Annotated in this window: 18 protein-coding genes; 6 read left to right on the forward strand and 12 right to left on the reverse strand. The window is 49.9% G+C overall.

Features of this window, described 5'->3' with window-relative positions; all coding sequences use genetic code 11:
- Nucleotides 1-115 precede the first annotated feature (115 nt).
- From ASG24_RS12710 to ASG24_RS12720, 3 genes are read right to left on the reverse strand one after another with little or no spacing between them, the layout of a single operon-like run.
- Nucleotides 116-3,304: an efflux RND transporter permease subunit gene (locus ASG24_RS12710; protein WP_055872082.1), complete on the reverse strand. Its 3,189-nt coding sequence runs from the start codon at nucleotides 3,302-3,304 to the stop codon at nucleotides 116-118.
- The gene (locus ASG24_RS12715; RefSeq protein ID WP_055872083.1) at nucleotides 3,305-4,384 is read right to left on the reverse strand and encodes an efflux RND transporter periplasmic adaptor subunit; all 1,080 of its coding nucleotides are present in this window, start codon (nucleotides 4,382-4,384) and stop codon (nucleotides 3,305-3,307) included.
- Nucleotides 4,377-5,015, reverse strand: coding sequence for a TetR/AcrR family transcriptional regulator (locus ASG24_RS12720; protein WP_055828970.1), 639 nt, complete (start codon nucleotides 5,013-5,015; stop codon nucleotides 4,377-4,379). Before ASG24_RS12720 ends, ASG24_RS12715 begins: the two co-directional genes overlap by 8 nt.
- 248 nt (nucleotides 5,016-5,263) lie before the next feature.
- On the opposite strand from ASG24_RS12720, the gene ASG24_RS12725 reads away from it, so the two are divergent.
- On the forward strand, nucleotides 5,264-5,668 hold the full coding sequence (locus tag ASG24_RS12725) for a DoxX family protein (protein WP_055872084.1): 405 nt from the start codon (nucleotides 5,264-5,266) through the stop codon (nucleotides 5,666-5,668).
- Here the strand turns inward: ASG24_RS12725 and ASG24_RS12730 are convergent.
- Nucleotides 5,662-6,570, reverse strand: a complete 909-nt coding sequence (locus tag ASG24_RS12730) for a LysR family transcriptional regulator (RefSeq protein ID WP_235562419.1) — start codon at nucleotides 6,568-6,570, stop codon at nucleotides 5,662-5,664. The two genes, ASG24_RS12725 and ASG24_RS12730, sit on opposite strands and share 7 nt — an antisense overlap.
- 147 nt (nucleotides 6,571-6,717) lie before the next feature.
- Between ASG24_RS12730 and ASG24_RS12735 the strand changes: the two genes are divergently transcribed.
- Together ASG24_RS12735 and ASG24_RS12740 are read left to right on the forward strand one after the other, a co-directional pair.
- The gene (locus ASG24_RS12735; RefSeq protein ID WP_055828966.1) at nucleotides 6,718-7,110 is read left to right on the forward strand and encodes a DoxX family protein; all 393 of its coding nucleotides are present in this window, start codon (nucleotides 6,718-6,720) and stop codon (nucleotides 7,108-7,110) included.
- A gap of 24 nt (nucleotides 7,111-7,134) precedes the next feature.
- Complete coding sequence (locus tag ASG24_RS12740; protein ID WP_055872086.1) at nucleotides 7,135-7,905, forward strand: class III extradiol ring-cleavage dioxygenase; 771 nt, start codon at nucleotides 7,135-7,137, stop codon at nucleotides 7,903-7,905.
- A 31-nt stretch (nucleotides 7,906-7,936) separates the two neighbouring features.
- Here ASG24_RS12740 and ASG24_RS12745 read toward each other — a convergent pair whose 3' ends face one another.
- Together ASG24_RS12745 and ASG24_RS12750 are read right to left on the reverse strand one after the other, a co-directional pair.
- Entirely contained in the window at nucleotides 7,937-9,283 is a 1,347-nt protein-coding gene (locus tag ASG24_RS12745; RefSeq protein ID WP_055872087.1) for a sigma-54 dependent transcriptional regulator, read from the reverse strand.
- Between the two features lie 28 nt (nucleotides 9,284-9,311).
- Nucleotides 9,312-10,934 (reverse strand): sensor histidine kinase, encoded by a 1,623-nt coding sequence (locus ASG24_RS12750; protein WP_055872175.1) that lies wholly within the window; start codon nucleotides 10,932-10,934, stop codon nucleotides 9,312-9,314.
- 94 nt (nucleotides 10,935-11,028) lie between these two features.
- Between ASG24_RS12750 and ASG24_RS12755 the strand changes: the two genes are divergently transcribed.
- Nucleotides 11,029-12,051 carry a hypothetical protein gene (locus ASG24_RS12755; RefSeq protein WP_055872088.1) on the forward strand — a complete coding sequence of 341 codons (1,023 nt, stop codon included), beginning with the start codon at nucleotides 11,029-11,031 and terminating at the stop codon, nucleotides 12,049-12,051.
- Complete coding sequence (locus tag ASG24_RS12760; protein ID WP_055828957.1) at nucleotides 12,051-12,539, forward strand: hypothetical protein; 489 nt, start codon at nucleotides 12,051-12,053, stop codon at nucleotides 12,537-12,539. The genes ASG24_RS12755 and ASG24_RS12760 overlap by 1 nt, the downstream gene beginning before the upstream one ends.
- Here ASG24_RS12760 and ASG24_RS12765 read toward each other — a convergent pair.
- From ASG24_RS12765 to ASG24_RS12780, 4 genes are all read right to left on the reverse strand, one after another.
- Nucleotides 12,513-14,327 carry a phosphoethanolamine transferase gene (locus ASG24_RS12765; protein ID WP_055872089.1) on the reverse strand — a complete coding sequence of 605 codons (1,815 nt, stop codon included), beginning with the start codon at nucleotides 14,325-14,327 and terminating at the stop codon, nucleotides 12,513-12,515. The two genes, ASG24_RS12760 and ASG24_RS12765, sit on opposite strands and share 27 nt — an antisense overlap.
- Nucleotides 14,324-15,064: a phosphatase PAP2 family protein gene (locus ASG24_RS12770; protein WP_055872090.1), complete on the reverse strand. Its 741-nt coding sequence runs from the start codon at nucleotides 15,062-15,064 to the stop codon at nucleotides 14,324-14,326. The genes ASG24_RS12765 and ASG24_RS12770 overlap by 4 nt, the downstream gene beginning before the upstream one ends.
- On the reverse strand, nucleotides 15,034-16,740 hold the full coding sequence (gene cptA, locus ASG24_RS12775) for a phosphoethanolamine transferase CptA (RefSeq protein WP_055872091.1): 1,707 nt from the start codon (nucleotides 16,738-16,740) through the stop codon (nucleotides 15,034-15,036). Before cptA ends, ASG24_RS12770 begins: the two co-directional genes overlap by 31 nt.
- A gap of 260 nt (nucleotides 16,741-17,000) precedes the next feature.
- Nucleotides 17,001-17,930 (reverse strand): quinoprotein relay system zinc metallohydrolase 2, encoded by a 930-nt coding sequence (locus ASG24_RS12780; protein ID WP_055872092.1) that lies wholly within the window; start codon nucleotides 17,928-17,930, stop codon nucleotides 17,001-17,003.
- A 91-nt stretch (nucleotides 17,931-18,021) separates the two neighbouring features.
- Between ASG24_RS12780 and ASG24_RS12785 the strand changes: the two genes are divergently transcribed.
- Nucleotides 18,022-18,618 carry a cytochrome b gene (locus ASG24_RS12785; protein WP_055872093.1) on the forward strand — a complete coding sequence of 199 codons (597 nt, stop codon included), beginning with the start codon at nucleotides 18,022-18,024 and terminating at the stop codon, nucleotides 18,616-18,618.
- A gap of 73 nt (nucleotides 18,619-18,691) precedes the next feature.
- On the opposite strand, the gene hemE is transcribed toward ASG24_RS12785, so the two are convergent.
- Complete coding sequence (gene hemE / locus ASG24_RS12790) at nucleotides 18,692-19,756, reverse strand: uroporphyrinogen decarboxylase (protein WP_055872094.1); 1,065 nt, start codon at nucleotides 19,754-19,756, stop codon at nucleotides 18,692-18,694.
- Nucleotides 19,757-19,957: 201 nt separating this feature from the next.
- Nucleotides 19,958-21,385, reverse strand: coding sequence for a glutamate synthase subunit beta (locus tag ASG24_RS12795; RefSeq protein WP_055872095.1), 1,428 nt, complete (start codon nucleotides 21,383-21,385; stop codon nucleotides 19,958-19,960).
- Nucleotides 21,386-21,440 lie beyond the last annotated feature (55 nt).

The following is a 21,440-nucleotide window of genomic DNA, read 5'->3' on the forward strand; positions in this document are numbered from 1 at the left end:
AGTCCTGTGTGTAAGTTCAATGTCCATCTATTTGCAGAATTCAAGGCAATTACCTTTTAAATCCTGTCCTGCATTTAATGCCTGTCTGGTCTCAGTATTATAGTTTATTGCGTCATCATTTCGCGGTTCTTGCGGTAAGCCTTGCCCATAATGTATACAGGGCTGGTACAAACAAAATGGTAAGTACAGTAGCCACTGCCAAGCCGCCCATAATGGCGACGGCCATCGGTCCGAAGAACACACTACGTGTCAGCGGAATCATCGCCAAAATGGCAGCGGCGGCAGTGAGCACGATAGGGCGGAAGCGGCGTACGGTAGATTGCACAACTGCCTGTTCCAGCGAAGCACCTTCTGCGATATCCTGGTTAATCTGGTCGACCAGAATCACCGAGTTGCGCATGATCATGCCGGATAATGCAATGCTGCCGAGCATGGCCACAAAGCCAAACGGCATATTAAACAACAACAGGGCGAAGGTGATGCCTATCATCCCTAATGGGGCAGTGAGCACCACCAGTAAAACATTCGAGATACTGCGTAACTGCAACATCAGTAAAGTAAAAACCGCCGCGAAAAACAAGGGCACACCTTTGGCCACTGATTTGGCACCTTTGGCTGATTCTTCTATCGCGCCGCCAGTTTCTACAGTTACACCGGCAGGCAGCTTCTGCAATATGGGCTGAATCGCTTGCGTGATTTGTGTAGACACTACCGGCGCTTGCATATTGCCTCGCAAGTGGGCGCGCACCGTGAGCGAAGGCACGCGATTACGCCGCCAGATCACGCCTTCTTCAAACCCGTCATGGATATTGGCAACCTGCGCCAGGGGGACACGCTCTCCACGCTGGCTTAATACCGTGAGTTGCGCCAGTTGCGAGAGCTTGCTGTGTTCTGCCTCGGTACTGCGCATCACCAGGTCTATCCGTTCATTGCCTTCTCTGAATTCGCTGACTACTTGTTCGTAATACTGCGTATTCAGCAATTGCGCGATATCGGGCGAACTCACCCCTAACAGCCTGGCTTTGTGCTGGTCGATATCCACATGAATCACTTTACTTGGCTCTTCCCAGCCTAGCTGTACATTACGCAAATGTGGGTTGGCGCGCATGGCATCGGCAATCTTGTGCGCGACCTCCCTGATGGCCTGCAGATCCTGTCCGTCGACACGAAATTGCACCGGGAAACCCACCGGCGGACCATTTTCCAGCCGCAGAATAGACGCGCGCAGTTGCGGGAAGTCATGTTCGAACAATGTCAGCAGATCGTTACGTAAAGATTCCCGCTGTTGCAAGTTGTCACAGAGAATCACCAGTTGCGCAAACGCGCGATGAGGCAGTTGCACATCCAGGGGCAAATAGTAACGCGGGGCTCCTGAGCCGACATAAGACACTACATTTTGTACTGGAGCGTGATTTTTTTGCCATTGCTGTAACCAATGCTCAAGCTTTTTCACCGCCTCATCGGTGGACTGGTCACTGGCATTTTCGGCCAGGCGCAAGTCGACCACAATTTCCAGCCGGGTGGAGTCCGGGAAAAACTGTTGTTGTACTTTGCCAAAACTGAACATCGAAACTGCAAACAGGATGATGGTGGCAATAATGACCATACCTTTGTGCATCACACACCAGCTGACAATGCCCTGCAGGCGCTTGTAAAAGTTAGTCTCATAGATATTGTGGTGGTGAGCGCTTGCTTCGCTTTCAGGCTTTTGTTTAAAGCCCAGGAAATACTTTATTTTTTGCATTAACCCGCCAGGCGCACTGGTTTGCTGCGCAGCATCAGGTAACAGGTGATAGCCTAAAAACGGCACGACGATCACCGCAGCCACCCAGGACAAAGTCAACGCAATTGCGGATACCTGGAAAATGGAACGGGTATATTCCCCGGTAGAAGACACTGCAATAGCAATCGGCAAAAAACCGGCCACAGTGACCAGCGTGCCGGTAAGCATAGGCATCGCGGTGGAGGTGAATGCAAATGAGGCCGCGTCCATACGCGCCCAGCCCTGTTCCATTTTCGATGCCATCATCTCTACCGCAATAATGGCATCATCCACTAACAAGCCCAATGCCAGGATCAAGGCCCCTAGCGAGATTTTGTGCAAGCCTATGCCAAACCAGTCCATCATCAGGAAGGTGCCTGCGAGTACGATCGGGATTGCCACCGCGACCACGATGCCGGTCCGCCAGCCTAGAGAGAGCAGGCTGACTGCCAGCACAATGATCAAGGCTTCGGTCAGGGAATGTACAAAGTCTTGTACCGAGTGCTGGACAATATCCGGCTGTGACGTTACAGGGTGCAGTTGCACACCTACCGGCAGCTGCTTTTGTACGCTGGTGATGTTTTGTTGCAACGCTTCACCCAGTGCAATCACATCGCCGCCTTGCTGCATGCTGACACCAATCAATAATGCCGACTGGCCGTTGAAGTGTATGCGTTGTGCAGGCGGATCAGCGTAACCGCGTTTGATGGTAGCAATCTCCCCCAGGGTCAGGTTTTGATTATCAGCGCGAATAGGAAACTGACGCAAATCTTCTAATGTTTGTAAGCGCCCGCTCACGCTGAGCCTGATGCGTTCCGGCCCTGCATCAAATGTGCCTGAACCGATGACTGTGTTTTGCTGTTTCAGCATCTGCGCCAGTTGGGCCGGACTGATTCCCAGCGAGGTCAGTTTCTGGTTGGAGATCTCGATAATAATTTTCTGTGGCTGTTCACCGAAGAGATCGACTTTTTCCACATCTGGTAGTTTGAGCAGGCGTGACCGTACCCATTCAGCCTGCCGTTTCAGTTGCTGCGGGTTAAGGCCATCGGCCGTGATGGCGTACATAGTGCCGTAGACATCACTGAACTCATCGTTAAAGGTCAGGCTTTGCAGGTCGCTGGGAAAAGTGTGGCGGATATCGCCTATCTTTTTACGTATTTGATACCATAATTCGGGAATCTTCTCCGAGAAAGTATTATCACGGATCACAATGAAAACCACCGATTCACCAGGTCTTGAATAGCTGCTGGTGTAATCGATAGAGGGAATTTCCTGCAGTTTTTTCTCTATCCTGTCAGTGACTTGCTGCTCGACTTCCTGGGCTGATGCCCCTGGCCAGCTGGCGCGGACCAGCATCACCTTGAAAGTGAATGGCGGGTCTTCAGATTGCCCGAGGTGGGTATACGCCAGTACACCGCCTATCAGAGTCAGGATAATAAAATACAGCACCAAAGCCTGATTTTTCAATGCCCAGGTCGAGAGGTTAAAGCGCTGGTGTAGCTCAGGGTGCTGCTGGTTATCCGGCATATTAGGTGCAGTCATTTAGCGAAGCACCTCGGGTGCAGGCGTCACCGCTTGTACTTGCATGCCTTCGGTCAATGTATGCACGCCGATAGTGGCGATAATTTCGCCTGCTTGCAGGCCAGAAGTAATTTCTATCCCTTGTTCGCTGAGTAAGCCGGTCGTGACCGGGCGCAGATGTGCTTGCTGTTGCGGATCAATTACCCAGACTGCTGCTTGTTGACCATTTTGCGTCACCGCGGTGGAAGGGACGATAATTTTTTGCGCGGTATTCGCCTCAGAGAACATTACGTCTGCAGTCATTCCCAGCTTGATGCGATGATCAATATTGAGTAGCTGGATACGTAAATCAAAAGCATGTGTCTGGCTGTTAGCCGCTGGTGAAATTTCACGGATACGTCCGGTATATGGCTGTGCTGATTCCTTAAGCGTGACCAGTGCCGTATCCCCGATCTTCAGCTCCGCTATGGTAGTTTCCGGTACAGAAATCTGGATTTCAAGTGTCTGCAAATCATAAATCTGCGCAACGGTCTGCCCGGCGGCAACCACTTGTCCAGGTTCTGCCTGAATCATGCCGATTACCCCTGCACGATCAGCGAGTAGTTGTGTGTAGGCGGTTTGGTGCTGGCTGACTGCCGCTTGCGATTGGGCTTGTGCCAGGCGAGCCTGCGAGGTTTTGACCTGGGTCTCGTAGCTTTCCAGTGCGGATTTGGAAATGAATTGTTTTTGGTAAAGCTGCTCGCGACGGGCTAGTTCTGATTTTGCCAGTGACAGGTTGGCCTGCGCAGTCTGCACCTCGGCACTGGCTGCCTGCGCGTTAAGCCGGGAATCATTCGGGTCCAGCCGGGCAATCAACTGGCCTTTCTTAACCATGTCTCCCACATTCACATCACGAGAAGTAATCTTGCCTGCAATGCGGAAGCCGATGCTGGATTCGTAGCGCGAGCGAACTTCACCGGTGTAACTTCCACTTGCATGAGTATCTGTAGTACCCACCTTCATCACCCATACCGGGCGTGGGGCGGCAACTTCCTGGTTTTCCTTGTGGCAGGCACCCAGTAGCAGGCTGAAGCATAGCGTCAGTAAAAAAGCGTTATTCATGTGGAGTAACTTTCAACAATCCTTGTAAACACATGCGCATCATGAAATCGATACGGGCTTCGATAGGCTGCCAATTGATCCAGGCATCATCGGCCATGTTGATCTGCAATGCGCACAAACCATGCATGGATGCCCATACGGTTTGTGCCAGGAGAACAGGATGATTAAATTCATCTTTAAATATGCCGGCCGCGCAAGCGCTGGTAGCCACACCTATCAGCTGGGCATAGCCATCCTGTTCAGGGTTATGTTGTTCAATGCTTGACAATGCCGGGTCGCAAGGAAGATGTGGCGTCATGAACATCATGCGGTAATGATTGGGGTTAGCCAGCGCAAACTGCACATAATGCTGGGCAAACTGCAAAAACCGTTCCAGCGGATCGCTGATGGCTAAAGTAGAGTGCAGCGCCTGTGCCAGCTTAAGGGCGTCGGCATCCACCACTGCACGCAGTAATTGTTCCTTGTCGCTGAAGTAAAGGTAAATGCTGGTGGCTGAATAGCCGATCTTGTTCGCCACGCCGCGCATGGTCACTGCATCTACCCCGTGATGAATAAACAGGTCTCGTGCCGCATCGATGATGACGGTGCGGATAGCCAGTTTTTCAGCATCTGTTTTTACTTTTGGGGGCATGAATTCGGTAACGGAATTTATTGTTAACAACGTTAACTTAACATTGTTAAATTACAAAGTCAAATCATGCTGGCATTTCAGCCAAGAATGGTGCAGAGTAACAAATGTGATACACCGGTGTTCAGGGAGGGCTGATTAGCTGAGTGGTAACAAACTCTGCCTTTCACCGGCATGCATCATACCGATGTCCGTAGCGATCAAAGAATCGAGCGGACGGCGAGTCCAAAAACGATTAGGAGCGATTCAGTATGAATGTTCGGCAGCGTTGGGTTAGTTTTATGGGGCGTGTTTTATTGTCTTTAATTTTTGTTATCAGCGGCATTACTAAATTGTTGGATCCTGCGGGTACTATCGCCTATATTGAAAGTGCTCATTTACCATTACCGCAGATAGCCTATGCGGTGGCATTGTTCGTGGAGCTGGGATTAGGCATAGCTTTATTAGTCGGATTCCGGTCGCAACTGGCGGCAGCGGGGATCGCCATTTTTACTTTTGTCACGGCGCTGACGTTTCATAGCAATATGGCCGATCCGGTACAGGTCATCATGTTCCTGAAAAACATCACCATTATTGGCGGGCTACTTGTCGTCATCGCCTTTGGGCCTGGCGGTTACAGCGTGGATAACGGCAAGCGTTTGGTTCTTAATCAGTGATCTGCGCTCAATGGTTCGGATCTGGTTTCACCTGATCCGAACCATTGCTGCAAATGTGCCACCAATGCCAGCGTGTTCGCAGAAACCTGCTTATGGTAAGGATACATGGCATAAATACCTGCCTGTTGTATGGTGTAATCAGCCAGCACCTCTACCAGCTTTCCGGTTTGTAGCGCCTCCATCACATAAAATGCGGGTAAGCCTGTGATACCCAGTCCTGCAATCGCGGCATCGCGCAACACCTCACCATGGTTGGATCTTAAGCGTGGTTGTATATGAATGCGTTGCAGCTGGTCGTTTTCATTGAATATCCACTCGCTGGCACGGTGTGTCAGGCACGCATGTGATGTTAATGCATGTGGAGATCCGGGTGCGCCATGACGCGCGATGTAGTCCGGGCTGCAACAAAAACGCATGGCAGCATCTTCCAGTTTGCGCGCCACCATCCCTTCTTCCGGCTGGTCAGTGACACGAATGACCATGTCATAACCTTCACTGACGATGTCCACTTGCCGGTTATCTGCATCCAGCCAGATTTCAAGCATGGGATGCAATTGCATAAAGGCGGTCAACGCAGGCGCCAACCTCAAGTTGGCATATGAAAGCGGGGTGGAGATTTTGAGTAAGCCGCGTAATTTATCCGAACGATGACTGATTTCAACTTCTACGTCATGCATGGCTTGCAAAATATGCTGAGCACGCTGGAAAAAAACTTTTCCCGTTTCTGTGGGTGATAACTTGCGCGTTGTGCGTTGCAATAAACGCACACCCAAACGCGCTTCAAGCACAATGATACGACGGCTGACCAGCTGTTTGGAAATCCCCAGCACTTTAGCAGCGCTGGTGAAATTGCCATGTTTGACCACTTCAATAAAAAAACGCATCTCTTCAAATGAATGCATATATTGTCAACTTAAATGAGACAGTGATACTTAAATAACAGGGATTATCAATTTTTCCATTCAGGAATACAATACATCGTATTAGTCATCAGCATGACAAGATTATTTCAATGGCTAATGCCCACTCATTCACAGGAGGAGTAGAACATGAATTCATTTCAATCAGCAGTCAGCGTTTTAGGCCGTGTGTTGTTATCACACATTTTTATTATCAGCGGCCTTGGCAAAGCAGCCAATCCTGAAGGGACCATAGGCTACATTCAAAGTGTAGGCGCACCTATGCCGGAAGTCGCTTATGGCATAGCATTGTTTGTAGAGCTGGTGCTAGGTATTGCTTTGCTGGTGGGCTTTAAAGCACGTTGGGCTGCTGCCGGTATTGCCCTGTTTACGCTGGCAACGGCGTTTCTGTTCCATTTCAACCTGGCTGACCAGATGCAACAGATCATGTTCCTGAAAAACTTGACGATTGTGGGTGGTTTATTGCTGGTAGTCGCGTTCGGCGCCGGTGCTTACAGTCTGGATAATCGCCGTCGTTCATAAAGTCACATAGCCGGGGGCTGCTAGATGACGACCTTGTTCGTTTCGCATGGGGCGCCGACGCTGGCGCTGGAACCAGGGGAGACCGGCAAAATGCTGTCAACCCTGGCAGCATCCTTGCCGAGGCCGGACGCTATACTGGTCATCTCTGCGCATTGGGATACGCGCGTGCCTATGGTCAGTCTGGCAGCGCATCCACCAACCATTCATGATTTTGCCGGATTTCCGGCGGCATTATATGGCATTCATTACCCGGCTCCTGGCGCACCCGCATTGGCTAACAAAGTGGTTGAGTTATTAGCGGCGCATGATATTCAAGGGCAAACGCAAGCCGATCGTGGCCTGGATCACGGTGCCTGGGTACCGTTGTCGCTGATGTATCCCGAAGCCGATATTCCGGTGACGCAACTATCAATACAGAGCCGCAGTACACCGGCAGCGCAATTCTCCCTGGGCCGGGCATTACAGGATTTGCATGATCAGAATGTGCTGATCCTTGCTTCGGGTGCTATCACACACAACTTGTCAGACCTTTTTACCGGGCAGCGCGATGCGGCACCGTTAGCTTATGTGAATGCGTTTGCCGACTGGATTGCCGATCAGCTGGCTGGAGAACAAGCACAAACATTATTAAATTACCGCACGGAGAATCGTCAAGGAATACAGGCGCACCCGAGCGAAGATCACCTGATGCCTTTGTTTGTCGCGGCAGGAAGTGGGCAGGGTGTACCAAAAAGATTCACGCCAGAAACCACTTACGGCATTCTGGCGATGGATGCTTATGTGTGGGAAGGCTGATTTAAACAGATAGTGAAGTATGTGAAATCACTTAACGGAGCCCATATTGGTTGAGTTTATTCCAGAGTGAACGCTCACTGATTTCTAGCAGCTTCGCCGCTTTGGTTTTATTGCCCTGACAAGCTTCCAGAGCCTGTGAAATCAGTCGCTTTTCCATGGCTTCCGTGGTGCGGGGGATAGAAAGCACATTGCTATCTGAAGCTACTTCACTGGATGACTCGGGGAGTTGTTTACCAATATCCGCTGGCAAATGTTGCGGCTGTATGGTCTGGTTCGCTGCCAGAATCGCGGCGCGTTCGAGAATGTTCTCCAGTTCACGCACATTGCCCGGCCATGCATAATGTTGCAGGCAAAGCCTGGCACTCTCACTCAGCTGGCACTGTCGTTTACCAAGAAAAAACTCCGACAGTAATCCTATATCGTCATTACGTTCACGCAATGGCGGAATCTGCAATTGCAGGACGTTCAAGCGGTAATAAAGATCTTCCCGCAGCTTGCCTTCCTTGACCGCCTGGATCGGGTCGCGATTGGTTGCGGCAACTACCCGCACATCCAGCGCAACCTGCCGGTTACCACCTAGTTTCTCGACGACATTTTCCTGCAATACCCGCAGTAATTTTGACTGTAATTGAATAGGCATTTCGGTAATTTCATCCAGAAAAAGCGTACCGCCATTGGCCAGTTCAAATTTACCGATGCGTTCTTTTACTGCGCCGGTGAAAGCGCCTTTCTCATGCCCAAACAATTCGGATTCAAGAATATCTGCCGGGATAGCTGCGCAGTTGATGGCTACAAATAACGCCGAATTGCGGGGAGAGGCTTCGTGCAGGGCTTTGGCAACGAGCTCCTTGCCAGTGCCGGTTTCACCGACGATAAATACCGTTGCCTTTTCCGGCGCGGCTTGTTGAATCATCTGTTTCAGTGATTGCATGGCCGGGCTATTGCCTACCAGGCCGGTAATATCCGGTTGCTGGGTTTCTTTGAAAAACCTGTTTTCCTGCTTGATACGTTTGAGCGTCAGGGCTTTATCAATGGCGACTTCCAGTGTTTCCAGCTCAAACGGGCGCAAAATATAATCGCTGGCACCCAGTTTCATCGCTGCAACTGCAGTCTTAATTTCACCTTGTGCAGTCACCATAATGAAGGGCAAATGCTCATGTTCTTTGCGCAAGGTTTCCAGCAATTGCAGGCCATTCATGCCTGGCATATGTAAATCACTGACCACCAGGTCTATCTGCTGTTGCTGGATAAACGCCATCGCCTCGCGGCCATTGCCAGCTGAAAGGGCACGATAACCGGCCTGGCGCAGGCTGATTTCCAGCAGGCGCCGCATATTCGGCTCATCATCAACGGCGAGGATAGTGATTGGGGTTGTCATGCCTTATTCTGACTTAAATTTCAGGACTTTATTCAAACGGTAAGGCAAGGTTGAATTGTGCGCCTTGCCACGGGCTGGTGCTGTAGGTGATTGTACCACCGTGTGCTTCGACGATTTGTTTGACCACCGCCAGGCCCAACCCTACACCACCGGCACGCTGAGTAAAAAAAGCTTCAAATAAATGTGCCTGCTGCGCTGGTGGCACGCCAGGCCCATTATCTGCCACCGATAGATAGGCATAAAGTGGGTCATGGGATAAAGAAATGGCTACCTGGCCATGCTCGGGCAATATCTGGATGGCATTGATAATCAGGTTGACCAGCACCTGGGTCATCTGGTCCTGGTCGGCGGCAATAGTCACTGGTTCGGGTGCATTTAATGACAGCTGGATATGTTTATCCTGTGCCTGTTTTTGCAACATATCGCAAACATGTTGCAAGTGAGATTGCAGCTCCAGTGGCGTTTTGCTCGGCAAGCGCGGCCTGGCCGAATCAATCAGCGACGTCACCAGTTTGTTCAGGCGCTCGGTCTCGGAAATAATAAATCCCAATACTTCGCGGCCATCTTCACTCAGTGTAGGTTCGCGTTTCAGTACATCAGCCGATGAGCGCATGATGCCTAATGGTGTACGCACCTCATGACTCATGGCCGCGGCCATTTCCCCAACCACTGCCAGTTTGGCTGCGCGTGTCAATTGTTGTTCAGACTCGGCCAGTTCGGCGGCCATTTTAGTGAATGTCTGGTGCAGCGCCTGTACCTCCACCGGGCCACTCAGCGGCGGGGCAATCACATTCGGACGCCGCAATTGCTGTACAAAGCGGATCAGTTCTTCCAGCGGTTGCGTGATGCGCTTTGCAATCGGACGTACCAGCAGTAAAGAGAAAAACAGGATCACCACCAAAAGGATCATGAAAATAAGCCCCAGGCGGTGTACCGGAGCGACAGCAACATCATGTTCTTTGTTGAGTTTTACTTCCCAGCCGTGGATAGGTAGCGTGCTTTCTATTGATGCATGTGTATGCAGGTTGTAGCGTGGTTGTGACCAGTTTCTGGACTGTGCCAGCAGTCGTTCATGTTCATCTACCAAAGCTAGCTCAGTGGAGTGTTGGGCGGCATGGTTGAGCAAGTTCTGGATTACTGACCAGTTAAACGTGGCAATCAGGTGGCCGATAGGTTGCAGGGTCAAATCAGAATAAATGGGCGTAGCAATCATCAGCTGATCATTTTGCAAATGATAGATGGTGATTGGCTGATCGTCTTCTTTAAACGAGAACCAGACTGGCGGGCTGGTAAGCCGTTGGTTGATGTGCTGCGGATTACTGGAGGCAACAATGATGGATTGCAGGTCGACCACGTCAATCGAAATATATTGAGCGGCATAGCTTAAGTGGGTTTCTTCGAGAAAGACAGATAGCCGCTTATCAATGTCACCAATTTGCATGTCTTGCATGATCGCCAGCTGGCTCCAGCTGCGCACGTTTTGCACACGTTCAAACAGCACGCGGTCAATGTGTTCGCCTACTGCTTTACCTGTCGTTTTCAGGTCATGTTTTATTTCGGTGCGCAACGCGGTGCGTGCCTGGTAAAAGCTGAGCACACTCACCAATAGTGCCGGCAATAATCCTGCCAGCAAAAATGCGATTAGCAGCATTTTTCGGATGGTTAAAGGCGAATGTTTAGGCATGGAATATGAGAAAATACGGTTTCTACTATTGGCGTTGCATTAGCTTAATCGGAAAGTGTGTATGTCCACCATTTTATTGCGTTGCGCGGTCAGTGTAATCAGCCTGTGCATGATGTGCAAGCCACTGTTGGCGGAGGAAGATTCCTCTTTCTGGGATGGCTTCCGCATTGGGGGATATACCAGTGTGGATTTGCATGTGCCACGCACAGAAACCACCCGGCTGAACTGGAACGAGTTGGCGATGATCGTGACCTGGGATAAAAACACCCGTATCAAGTTTTTCGGCGAACTGGACCTGGAAGATGTAGCCAGTTATAACCACCGCCAGGGACTGGATTTCCGCGACGCCTATATCAATCCCGAGCGTCTGTATTTTGATGTGAATCTAACCGAACGTGCCAACGTACGACTGGGCCGTTTCCTCACACCGTTAGGCCGATGGAACCAGTTGCATGCATCGCCACTGGTATGGACAGCTAGCCGGCCTTTGGCAACTACTGAGCTGTTTCCCACCTTTACCAGCGGCATACAGTTTTTTGGCACATTGCCTTTTCAGGAGCGCTCGCTGGATTACCAGATTTACAGCGCGACTATGAATGCGCAACCGGAAAGCCGCGGTGAAACGCAGTACAAGGACATGCGTGGTGCACGGGTTGCCCTCAATAATGTATTCAATTTCACTGATGAAAATGCCGGCCTGAATACCATAGGCCTGAATTACGCCACGTATCGCGAAGAACAGTCGTTTGGACCTAAATACAGCCTGCTCGGTGTGGATTTCCTGATCGAGTTTAACCGCTGGGAACTGAGTGGCGAAGCGTATACCCGCAAGATTGACCATGGCCAGGGTGGCGGCAGTGGTTTTTACCTGCAAAGTGCCTACCTGATCAAAAATGACTGGTACTGGATCACCCGGCTGGAAAGCCTGCATCAGCCTGACACCTCCAACGCCGAGCGCTGGATCATAGGGGTAACCAAAAGGCTAAAACCAAACCAGTTACTAAAATTTGAAGTCGTAGGCGGTAATGGCGAATATGAGGATATACCGCGCGGATTCACTACTTCGTTTGCGATGATGTATTGATGCGTTTCTATTTGCTCAGCATCTGGATCATAGTCGCTGGCTTTTTGCCCGGCCTCGCCCTGGCTGACGAGCCGGTGATTGCGGTGATTGTGTCAGCTCAGGCTGCCTATACGGTGCCGGTGGCTACCAATGATCTGGCATCCGTTTATTGGCGCAAGAAGCTGTATGACAACCATGGTAAACCTTTACATCCGGCCAATTTGTCCAGTGACCATCCGTTACGCTTGCGCTTTTCGCAGCAGGTATTGCACAGTAGTCCGAGGTCGCAAGTAGGTTACTGGAATGAGCAGTATTTCCACGGTATCCAGCCGCCGTATACCGTGGAATCACAAGAAGCGATGATACGTTACGTCGCTTACACTGAAAGCGCTATTGGCTACATAGATGCATGCAAGGTCGATGAGCGGGTGAAGCCGGTCATATGGGTGACGGCCAATAAGATACTGGGTGAAGCGCCCGCTTTACGTTGCAGTACTGCTACGCCTTAATGCGGCATTTTTTATCGCCTTCATTCTGCCTGCCTGTTCCGGCGCCGGTGGTTGATCCAGCTTTGTCTGTAGATTCCCACCTGGCTGCTCACGGATAACGACAGCAGGTGGCGCAAGTGGCTGCTCCGGCTGTAATGGCAGCGGCGGCAATTTGAGCTCTGCACGCACCACCGGGTTTGCGACCAGCCAACTGTAATGCGAATGGCAAGTGCTGGATTTGAGTTCATAGGCTGTCAAGAGTGTGCAGAACACGTCATCATGACTAAGCGGGTAATTTTGGTAAGGCCTGATCTGGTTAATCGAATAATCAAACTGTTTGCCCAGCCATAAAATGGCCGGTACATGAGTCTGCTCCTTAGGCGCAATCATATAAGGTGCTGCATGCAGGTAAAGCCCATGCTCTCCCAGAGATTCTCCGTGGTCAGCTACATATAACATGGCGGTTTCATGACTGTTGTCGTATTTTTTCAGAAGCTGTATGACTTCACTCAGGAAATAATCGGTATATAAAATAGCGTTGTCATAGGCATTATCGATTTCCTGCTGGCTGCATTTGGATAAATCGCTGCTGCGGCACACCGGAGTGAATTTTTCGAATGCTTTCGGATAACGACGATAATACTCCGGCCCATGATTTCCCATCTGGTGCAATACGATCATGATGTCTTGGCCATGGTGAGACTGGATGTACTGGTCCAGGCCATTTAACATACCAACGTCCCTGCATTCGGTATCGCAGACTGTATTCTGTGCCGGTGATTGAAAATCCTGGTAAGCCATACGCGTAGCCACACCTTTTGAGTCTGAATTGTTATCACGCCATAACACATTGACATTATGTTCTTTCAAAATGTCCAGCGCATTCTCCATATGTCTGGCTTTTTTCGCCGAATACTGCTGCCTGCCCAGCATGGAAAACATGCAAGGTACCGATACACCGGTAGAAGTACCGCACGAAGTCACCTGTTTAAAGCTGACTACATCTTCCTGCTGCAAGCGCGGATTAGTCAGTTTATGGTAGCCATTCAGCGAGAAGCGGTCATAGCGCGCGGTTTCACCGACCACCATGATGACCAGCTCGTGTTTAGTGTTAGCGCCAACTCTTTGTGTATCTGTGGCGACCTGTTCCAGCGCCTGACTCTCGGGAATGCTGAGGTGCTGGTTAGTCCATTTAATTAATGAGTAATGCATAAAGCTGGGGTTTGCATACATTCGGGCCAGTTTGTGCTCGCGGATAAAGCTGGCGTATCCGGCAGAGTTCGGCCACACAGTCGCCACCATCACCACCACTAAAAACCCCAGGTGCAGAGCGCGAATTCGCAGGCTATCACGTTGAAACCATTCTTGCGGCGCTCTGAACAGCATCCATAAAGCAGGCACTACTCCAATTGCAATGACAAAAAAGATCATGTCCCAGGAGAGCAGGCCGACAATCTCTTTATTGTCGGTTTGTAGCAAGTTGTCCAGCATCACAGTATCGATGATGATGCCAAACTCCTGCATGTAGAAACCGGCAAATGCACTGCTGAACAGTATCAATGCCAATAACCAGCGCGCACTGCGGCCATGGCTGATCAGTAATAGCCAGATGGCGGTAACCAGCGTGAAAAACAGCAACAGGCTGAGCAGCAAACCGCTTTGGCCACCTAGTGGCGGATACAGCTGGCTTAAATGTGAAACCAGCGCATAGTTATCAAATGCAATCAGCCACAACGTCACACCCCAGATCATTAATATCTGTGGGGTGAATAAATGGCGGAACACCGCGGACAAGGAAAATTTTTTCATGGGTAACTGCGTTTCGAGTAAGCGTTATTCGGTTGAATACGAGTCAGGTAATGGCTGCTGGAAAATGACAATACGCACAACAGCAAAGCGCAGATCAGCCACATGGATGTCAGCGTATGCGACAGAAAATGTGCGCCGCGGAGTTGCTGGCTCCAGCCAAGCATAAAACCAACCGATAGCCCGGCTACCATCACCGCCAAAGCTTTACGTGGGTGGTGCGGTAACCAGCATAAACACAGGGCAGAAAGCCATAAGCCACTGCTGGCATGCCCTGCCGGGAAACAATGGCCAGCCATTTGGGAAGTGTGTGCAGCAAATGCAGGAAACCAGTCTGAAGTGCCGCCATAGCGCGTGATATCCCACGGGCAGGCATGCGGCATCTGATGTTTAAGCCATGACACCAGGCTACTGTGCGCGATGGCTAGTGCGGTTACCCAACGCAAGCGGTATTGTTGTGCAGGAGATAACCAGCTTGGACGCAATCTTCCCGGCAACATGGCAAACACCAATAGCACCAGCCACACGCTCAGTAGCAAATATTTGGCATAACTGTGCATGACCGTGTCATAGAAAAATACGTGCTGGCCAGTAAACTGGCCGCGGCTAAAATCGAACATCCAGTCTGCAAGCATCAAATCGAGCGGGGTGTAATTCGCCATGGCGAAAATCGCCAGGGCACTTGCACCCAGCAGTAGCCATAACCCGGCTAATCCCTTGTTGGTAAGCCAGCGTTCCACGTGGCGACCTCACTGTCAGGGAAATGTTTTGTGCCCGGTAACGTTTGCAATTTGCCGATATAGGGATCGCCCACCAGGATGCTATCAGGCAGAAATTGTGCGTTGACGATACTCTCATCCGGGCGAAAACCATCGAATGACAGTCCAACCAGATCGGCCAGGGTATATATCAGGTCGGCATTGTCATATTGCTGATGCGTATCCACATTAGCTAACACTTTCTTGGCGTTAAACCAGTTATCCGAATGCCAGATAATCAGCGGTATGCTATACATCGGTAAGGTAGGCGCGGCTTCGTTACGTCCCTGGAAGTCGTGCGGCGCAGTGTCGTACACATCTTCACCATGGTCGGAGAAGTAAACCAGCAGACTATGTTGTTGCTTGGCTTTCAGTGTAGAAATCAGCTGCGACATGATCCAGTCGTTATAGCGGATAGCATTGTCATAGCTGTTAATCAATGCAGTTTTTTCTTCATCCAGCCCGGTGGCAGGCAAACCTTGGGTTGTTTTGAACACATCAAACTTTTCCGGATAGCGGTAGCTGTACTTCATGTGTGTGCCTAGCAGGTGCACCACGATCAGTTTTTTCGGATGCGGATCGTTCAGGCTTTCAGCAAACGGTGACAATACCTTTTCATCAAAGCTGTAAGCATTCTGCCGGCGCTCGTTATTCAGAAAATATTGTTTGTCTGCCTGTTTGGCGAATGTCGTCAGCATGGTGTTGCGGCCAGTCAGGGTCTGCTGGTTGGTGATCCAGGTAGTGTGGTAGCCAGCCTGTTTCATCATCGCCACCAGTGATGGCTTAGTCTTGTAATCGTCAGGATGCTGCTGATTGGCAAATGTCAGCACCTGCTGCAGACTTTCAATGGTGTTCGGGCGTGGAGAATATACATTTTCAAACACTGTCAGCTCATGTTTGATTTTGTTGAGTTCAGGGTTGGTATCGCGGCCATAACCATATAAACCCATATGCAAACGCGAAGTGGATTCACCAATCACCAGCACCACGGTGGTTGGCCCCGGCTTGGCTTGTTCAGATAATTGCGCCAGAGGCGGAATCTTATTCATGGTCAGCAGGGTATGGTTAACTTCATCTAGCTGCTGCTGGTAATTCAGGTAACCGAGTGCTAACTGGTAAGGTGGCACGCCGCTGAAATGCTTGTTAAAGCTCTTGTAAGCGTACATCCATTGATTGTTAACCGCATGTTTTAACGGGGAGGAAAAAGCGATCAACACAGTAATTAATGAATAAACCGCTGCGCGTGATTTCGACAGTTGCGCCGGTTTTAATGTGCGCCAGTAAAGCGCGGGAATGACAATACACGCCAGCAATACCAGCAAGATCCACCAGGAAAAATAGTTGTGCAGATATTCCTGAGATTCACTTTTGTTTGACTCAAACAAAATCATCATCAAGCTCTGGGTCAGCTCTTGACGATAAATTAAAAAGTAAGCGATGCCAGGTAAGGCAGAGATGCCGATAAAAATTGCAATCGCTGCGCTCCAAAAGCGCAACCGTTGCGGTTGCCACCACAGCGGAATCAACCACAAAGTGGAAACAATGACGGCATCCTTGAATCCTTCCAGGGATGATGCGCCAAATAGCCAAAGCAGGAATTGTGTTAAACCGCCCAGCAGCAGAAACAGGCCATAAGCGCGTAAGAATGGATGCTTCACAAAGACTTCCCTAATTATTTTTGATAAATTCAGGGGTATCTTTGCAAGCGTTATGCCATAGAAGATTATTTAAAAGTGATTTGTCATTAACTATATGATATTTAAATGGTTTTTTGTTGTTATTTATGTGTTGATGTCATAAAGGCAGCATGCAGCTTTATGCATGATTTGCAGAAACGACAGACTCAAAGTAGAAAAAACCCTGCAAATTTTGCAGGGTTTTAAAAGTAAGTGAATATCTCTTGTTATAAGGTAATGCCTTACTCCCATTCGAGCTGCGGGTAAATCACATTCACATTACGGCGGTTAGCAATATCAAACAATAGCCATTTTTGGCGTTCAGATTCGGCAGCAGTGTCCATGGTTTGCTCCATGCTGATACCTTTTTTGATGCTGGCGCGGACGTCGGCTAACAACAGGTTGAGGTAACGCAATTCATCACCAATAATCGTTTTCTGGTCAGGGCTTTCTAAGCCATGACCTGGCACAATCAGTGCGTATCGAGTCTGATTGATTTTCTCCAGTACGGCGATCAGGCCTTTGATATCACCTTCAACCACTGGTGTACGTTGCGCAAATACCAGGTCGCCGGTGAACAAGGTATTGGTTTTGCTATCCAGCACGGTCAGGTCGGTATGCGTATGCGCGACCGTTTGCGATTTCAGTTGTAATACGCGGTCGCCTAAATCCAGTGATAATTGGTCATGCACAGCGGTATCGGGAGGAATCGTGGTGCTGGCTTTGCCTGCCTCGCCCAGCAGGTTGGCATTAAGTTTTTCGTACTGCTCTTTGCGTAGCAACATGGTGTTGGCCAGTTTTTCATGGCCGACGAAGTGGACAGGCTCTCCCTGAAAAGCAGCATTACCGTAAGTATGGTCTGGGTGCACATGGGTATTGATCACATATTTTATCGGCAACTTGCTGATATTGCGGATAGCTTGCAGCAATTGCTCGCCGGTGTGTTTGCTGCCACCACTGTCGATCACTGCAATCGACTGGTTGCCGATAATAACGCCCAGGTTACAGATATCTCCCTTGTAGCCATCGTCAATATCCTGATGCTGGCCGTGATGTACATAAATCCCTTCAGCAACTTTTTTTAATTCAAAGGTGTCTGCCCACACATGACTACAAAACGTTACAAACCCGAATGTAACACCAACACACGATAGCTTTATTTTTGATAACATGCTGACTCACCCATGAATGTTTCATACATCATAATCAATACATTCGTGATGACAAAGTGATCGTTGTCACAAGGGATTTCAAGGAGAAGACATGAGTTCTACGCAACGATATACCAAAGTTGCCGTTATTTTGCATTGGCTGATTGCTTTGGCCATCGCCGGGATGTTTGCACTGGGATGGTATATGACCGGGCTACCGAAAGATGGCCCTAAAGAAACGCAATTCGATTTATTTGGCTGGGGTATCTATACCTGGCAGATGGATGAGCCGGGCAGTGCCCGCACCCTGTATTTCAATTTGCACAAATCCCTAGGCTTCACTTTGTTGTGGCTGGTGGTATTCCGAGTGTTCTGGCGCGTTAGCCATACGCCACCTGCCATGCTGAGCAGCTATCCGACTTTCGAACGTAAACTGGCGACTGCCGCACATCACTTCCTGTATGTGCTGATGGTGGCAATGCCGTTGAGTGGTGTGTTAATGACCCTCTATAGCAAATATGGATTGAAGTGGTTTGGGCTGGAAGTCTTTGGTGGCCTGGATAATGCAGATTTGCGCGATATTTTCAAAGACTCTCACGAGTTGTTTGCGACGATCTTGCTCGCTGTGATTGCCCTGCATATCGTCGGCGCACTCAAGCATTACTTTATTGATAAAGATAAAACCCTGTCGCGTATGACTCTCAAATAATCATCTGCACAGTATAAAAAAATCCCGCTCATTGCGTAGCGGGATTTTTTATATTGTTTTTTAATCTAACAGTTTACTGGTGATATTGCGGGCTCAGCTTGCGCACGGTTTCCAGCATACAGGCTGCATGCTCGGGCGGGGTCCACTGTGTGATGCCGTGGCCTAGGTTGAATACATGGCCATTGCCGTGACCGTAACTGGCCAGGATGCTAGCCACTTCTTTTTCAATTGCTGCTGGTGAACTCAATAAAATCGCCGGGTCCATATTGCCTTGCAGTGCGACTTTGTCACCCACACGCTGGCGGGCATTGCCTACGTCCATACTCCAATCCAGGCCAAGTGCATCTGCACCAATGGCTGCCTGGGCTTCCAGCCACAAGCCGCCACCTTTGGTAAAGGCTATGCAAGGTACTTGGCGGCCTTCGGCAGTTTTGGTCAGGCCGGCGACAATTTTCTGCATATAGTTGAGTGAAAATTCAGTATAGGCGTTGTGTGACAGCGCGCCGCCCCAGGAATCAAAAATCATCACTGCCTGTGCGCCAGCGGCAATCTGTGCATTCAGGTACTGGATGACTGTCTGCGCAGTAATCTCCAGAATGCGGTGCAGCAGTTCCGGCCTGGCATAGCCCATTTTCTTGGTATTTAAAAAGTCCGTACCGCCTTTGCCTTCCACCATATAGGTCGCTAGTGTCCACGGGCTGCCGGAAAAACCAATCAGTGGCACACGGCCATTCAGTGCCTTGCGGATACTGCTCACGGCATCAAACACATATTGCAGTTTGGACATATCCGGAATTTCAAGCTTGAGGATATCGGCCTCAGCCTGCAAGGTACGCTCAAATTTCGGGCCTTCACCTTCTTCAAAATAAAGACCCAGGCCCATGGCATCCGGCACAGTCAGGATGTCACTGAACAAAATTGCGGCATCCAGCTGCGGGTATCTATCCAGTGGCTGTAAGGTGACTTCAGTGGCAAACGACGGGCTTTGGCACAACTGCATAAAGCTGCCTGCCGTTTTACGGCTTTCGCGATACTCAGGTAAATAGCGGCCTGCCTGGCGCATCATCCATACCGGTGTATAGTCGGTTGGCTGGCGCAGCAGTGCGCGTAAAAAGGTATCGTTTCGCAGTTGGCTCATATAGATCACAAGGTCACGGTCAACATTTTACACAGCAAGCTTTCGGGCCTGGCTGGTGAGTGATTGAACCGTTAAAAAATCAAAATAGCATTATAAAGTGCGCAGTCAGTTTTCACCTGAAAGAATGCTGTTTTTTTGCGCTGGCACAAATAAAAACGCCGATGAGTTTAACCCATCGGCGTTGAATGACTTATGTCACAATTAACGTGGCAGGGTTGAGCTTCCCATCAGGAAAGCATCCACTTCACGTGCACACTGGCGACCTTCACGAATTGCCCATACCACCAGTGATTGCCCACGACGGATATCACCGGCGGCAAACACTTTGGCTTTGCTGGTTTTGTAGCAGCCTTCGCCATCGGTAGTCGCTTTGGCATTGCCGCGGTTGTCTTTTTCCACACCGAATGCATCCAGTACTTTCTGGATAGGGGAAACAAAACCCATTGCCAAAAATACCAGGTCAGCTTTGATAGTGAATTCAGAGCCTGGAATTTCAGTCATTTTGCCGTCTTTCCATTCCACGCGTGCACCTTTGAGTGCAGTCAGTTTTCCATTCTCGCCGATCAGCTCTTTGGTAGTGATAGACCAGTCACGGGCAGCGCCTTCTTCGTGAGAGCTGGAAGTACGCATTTTCAGTGGCCAGTTTGGCCATACCATGAGTTTGTTTTCTTTTTCCGGCGGTTGCGGCATTAATTCAAATTGCGTAATGCTAGCTGCGCCATGGCGGTTGGATGTACCGACACAGTCAGAACCGGTATCACCACCACCAATCACCACCACGTGTTTACCAGTGGCCTTGATCTGGTCAGGCACGTTGTCACCTGCCACCATTTTGTTATTTGGTGTCAGGAAATCCATGGCAAAATGTACGCCATCCAGTTCGCGACCAGTGACCGGCAGGTCACGTGGTAACTCTGCACCACCGGCCAATACTACTGCGTCGTAATCACGCTCGAGGTCAGCGGCGCTGACGTTTTCACCTACGTATTGATTTACCTTGAAGGTCACGCCTTCGGCTTCCATCTGGGTAATACGGCGGTCAATATTGGATTTATCCAGTTTGAAATCAGGGATGCCATAACGCAGCAGGCCACCGATACGGTCATTCTTCTCGTATACCGTCACGTTATGACCGGCGCGTGCGAGCTGTTGTGCTGCAGCCAGGCCTGCCGGGCCTGAACCAACCACGGCAACTTTTTTACCGGTTTTGTTCGGGTTGATTTCCGGGGTGACCCAGCCGTTTTCCCAGGCTTTATCGATGATCGCGTGTTCAATCGATTTAATGCCGACCGGGTCATTATTGATATTGAGCGTACAAGCCGCCTCGCAAGGGGCAGGGCAGATACGGCCAGTAAAGTCCGGGAAGTTATTGGTGGAATGCAATACATCAATCGCATTACGCCAGTCCTGGTGATAGACCAGGTCATTCCAGTCAGGAATAATATTGTTGACCGGGCAACCGGTAGTACAGAACGGAATGCCACAATCCATACAACGAGCACCTTGTTGCTTGGCCTGGTCGTCTGTCAAATGCAGAACAAACTCTTTGTAGTTTTTGATGCGTTGCGGAACCGGCAGATTGTCTTCTGCCAGTCGGTCAAATTCCATAAAACCTGTGACTTTACCCATGTGAAATTATCTCTTCCCTATTGTGCCAGTCTGGCACAACCTTAACAAAACCCCG

It is taken from the genome of Methylophilus sp. Leaf414, from assembly GCF_001425425.1.
In the GTDB taxonomy this organism is placed as follows: Bacteria; Pseudomonadota; Gammaproteobacteria; order Burkholderiales; family Methylophilaceae; genus Methylophilus.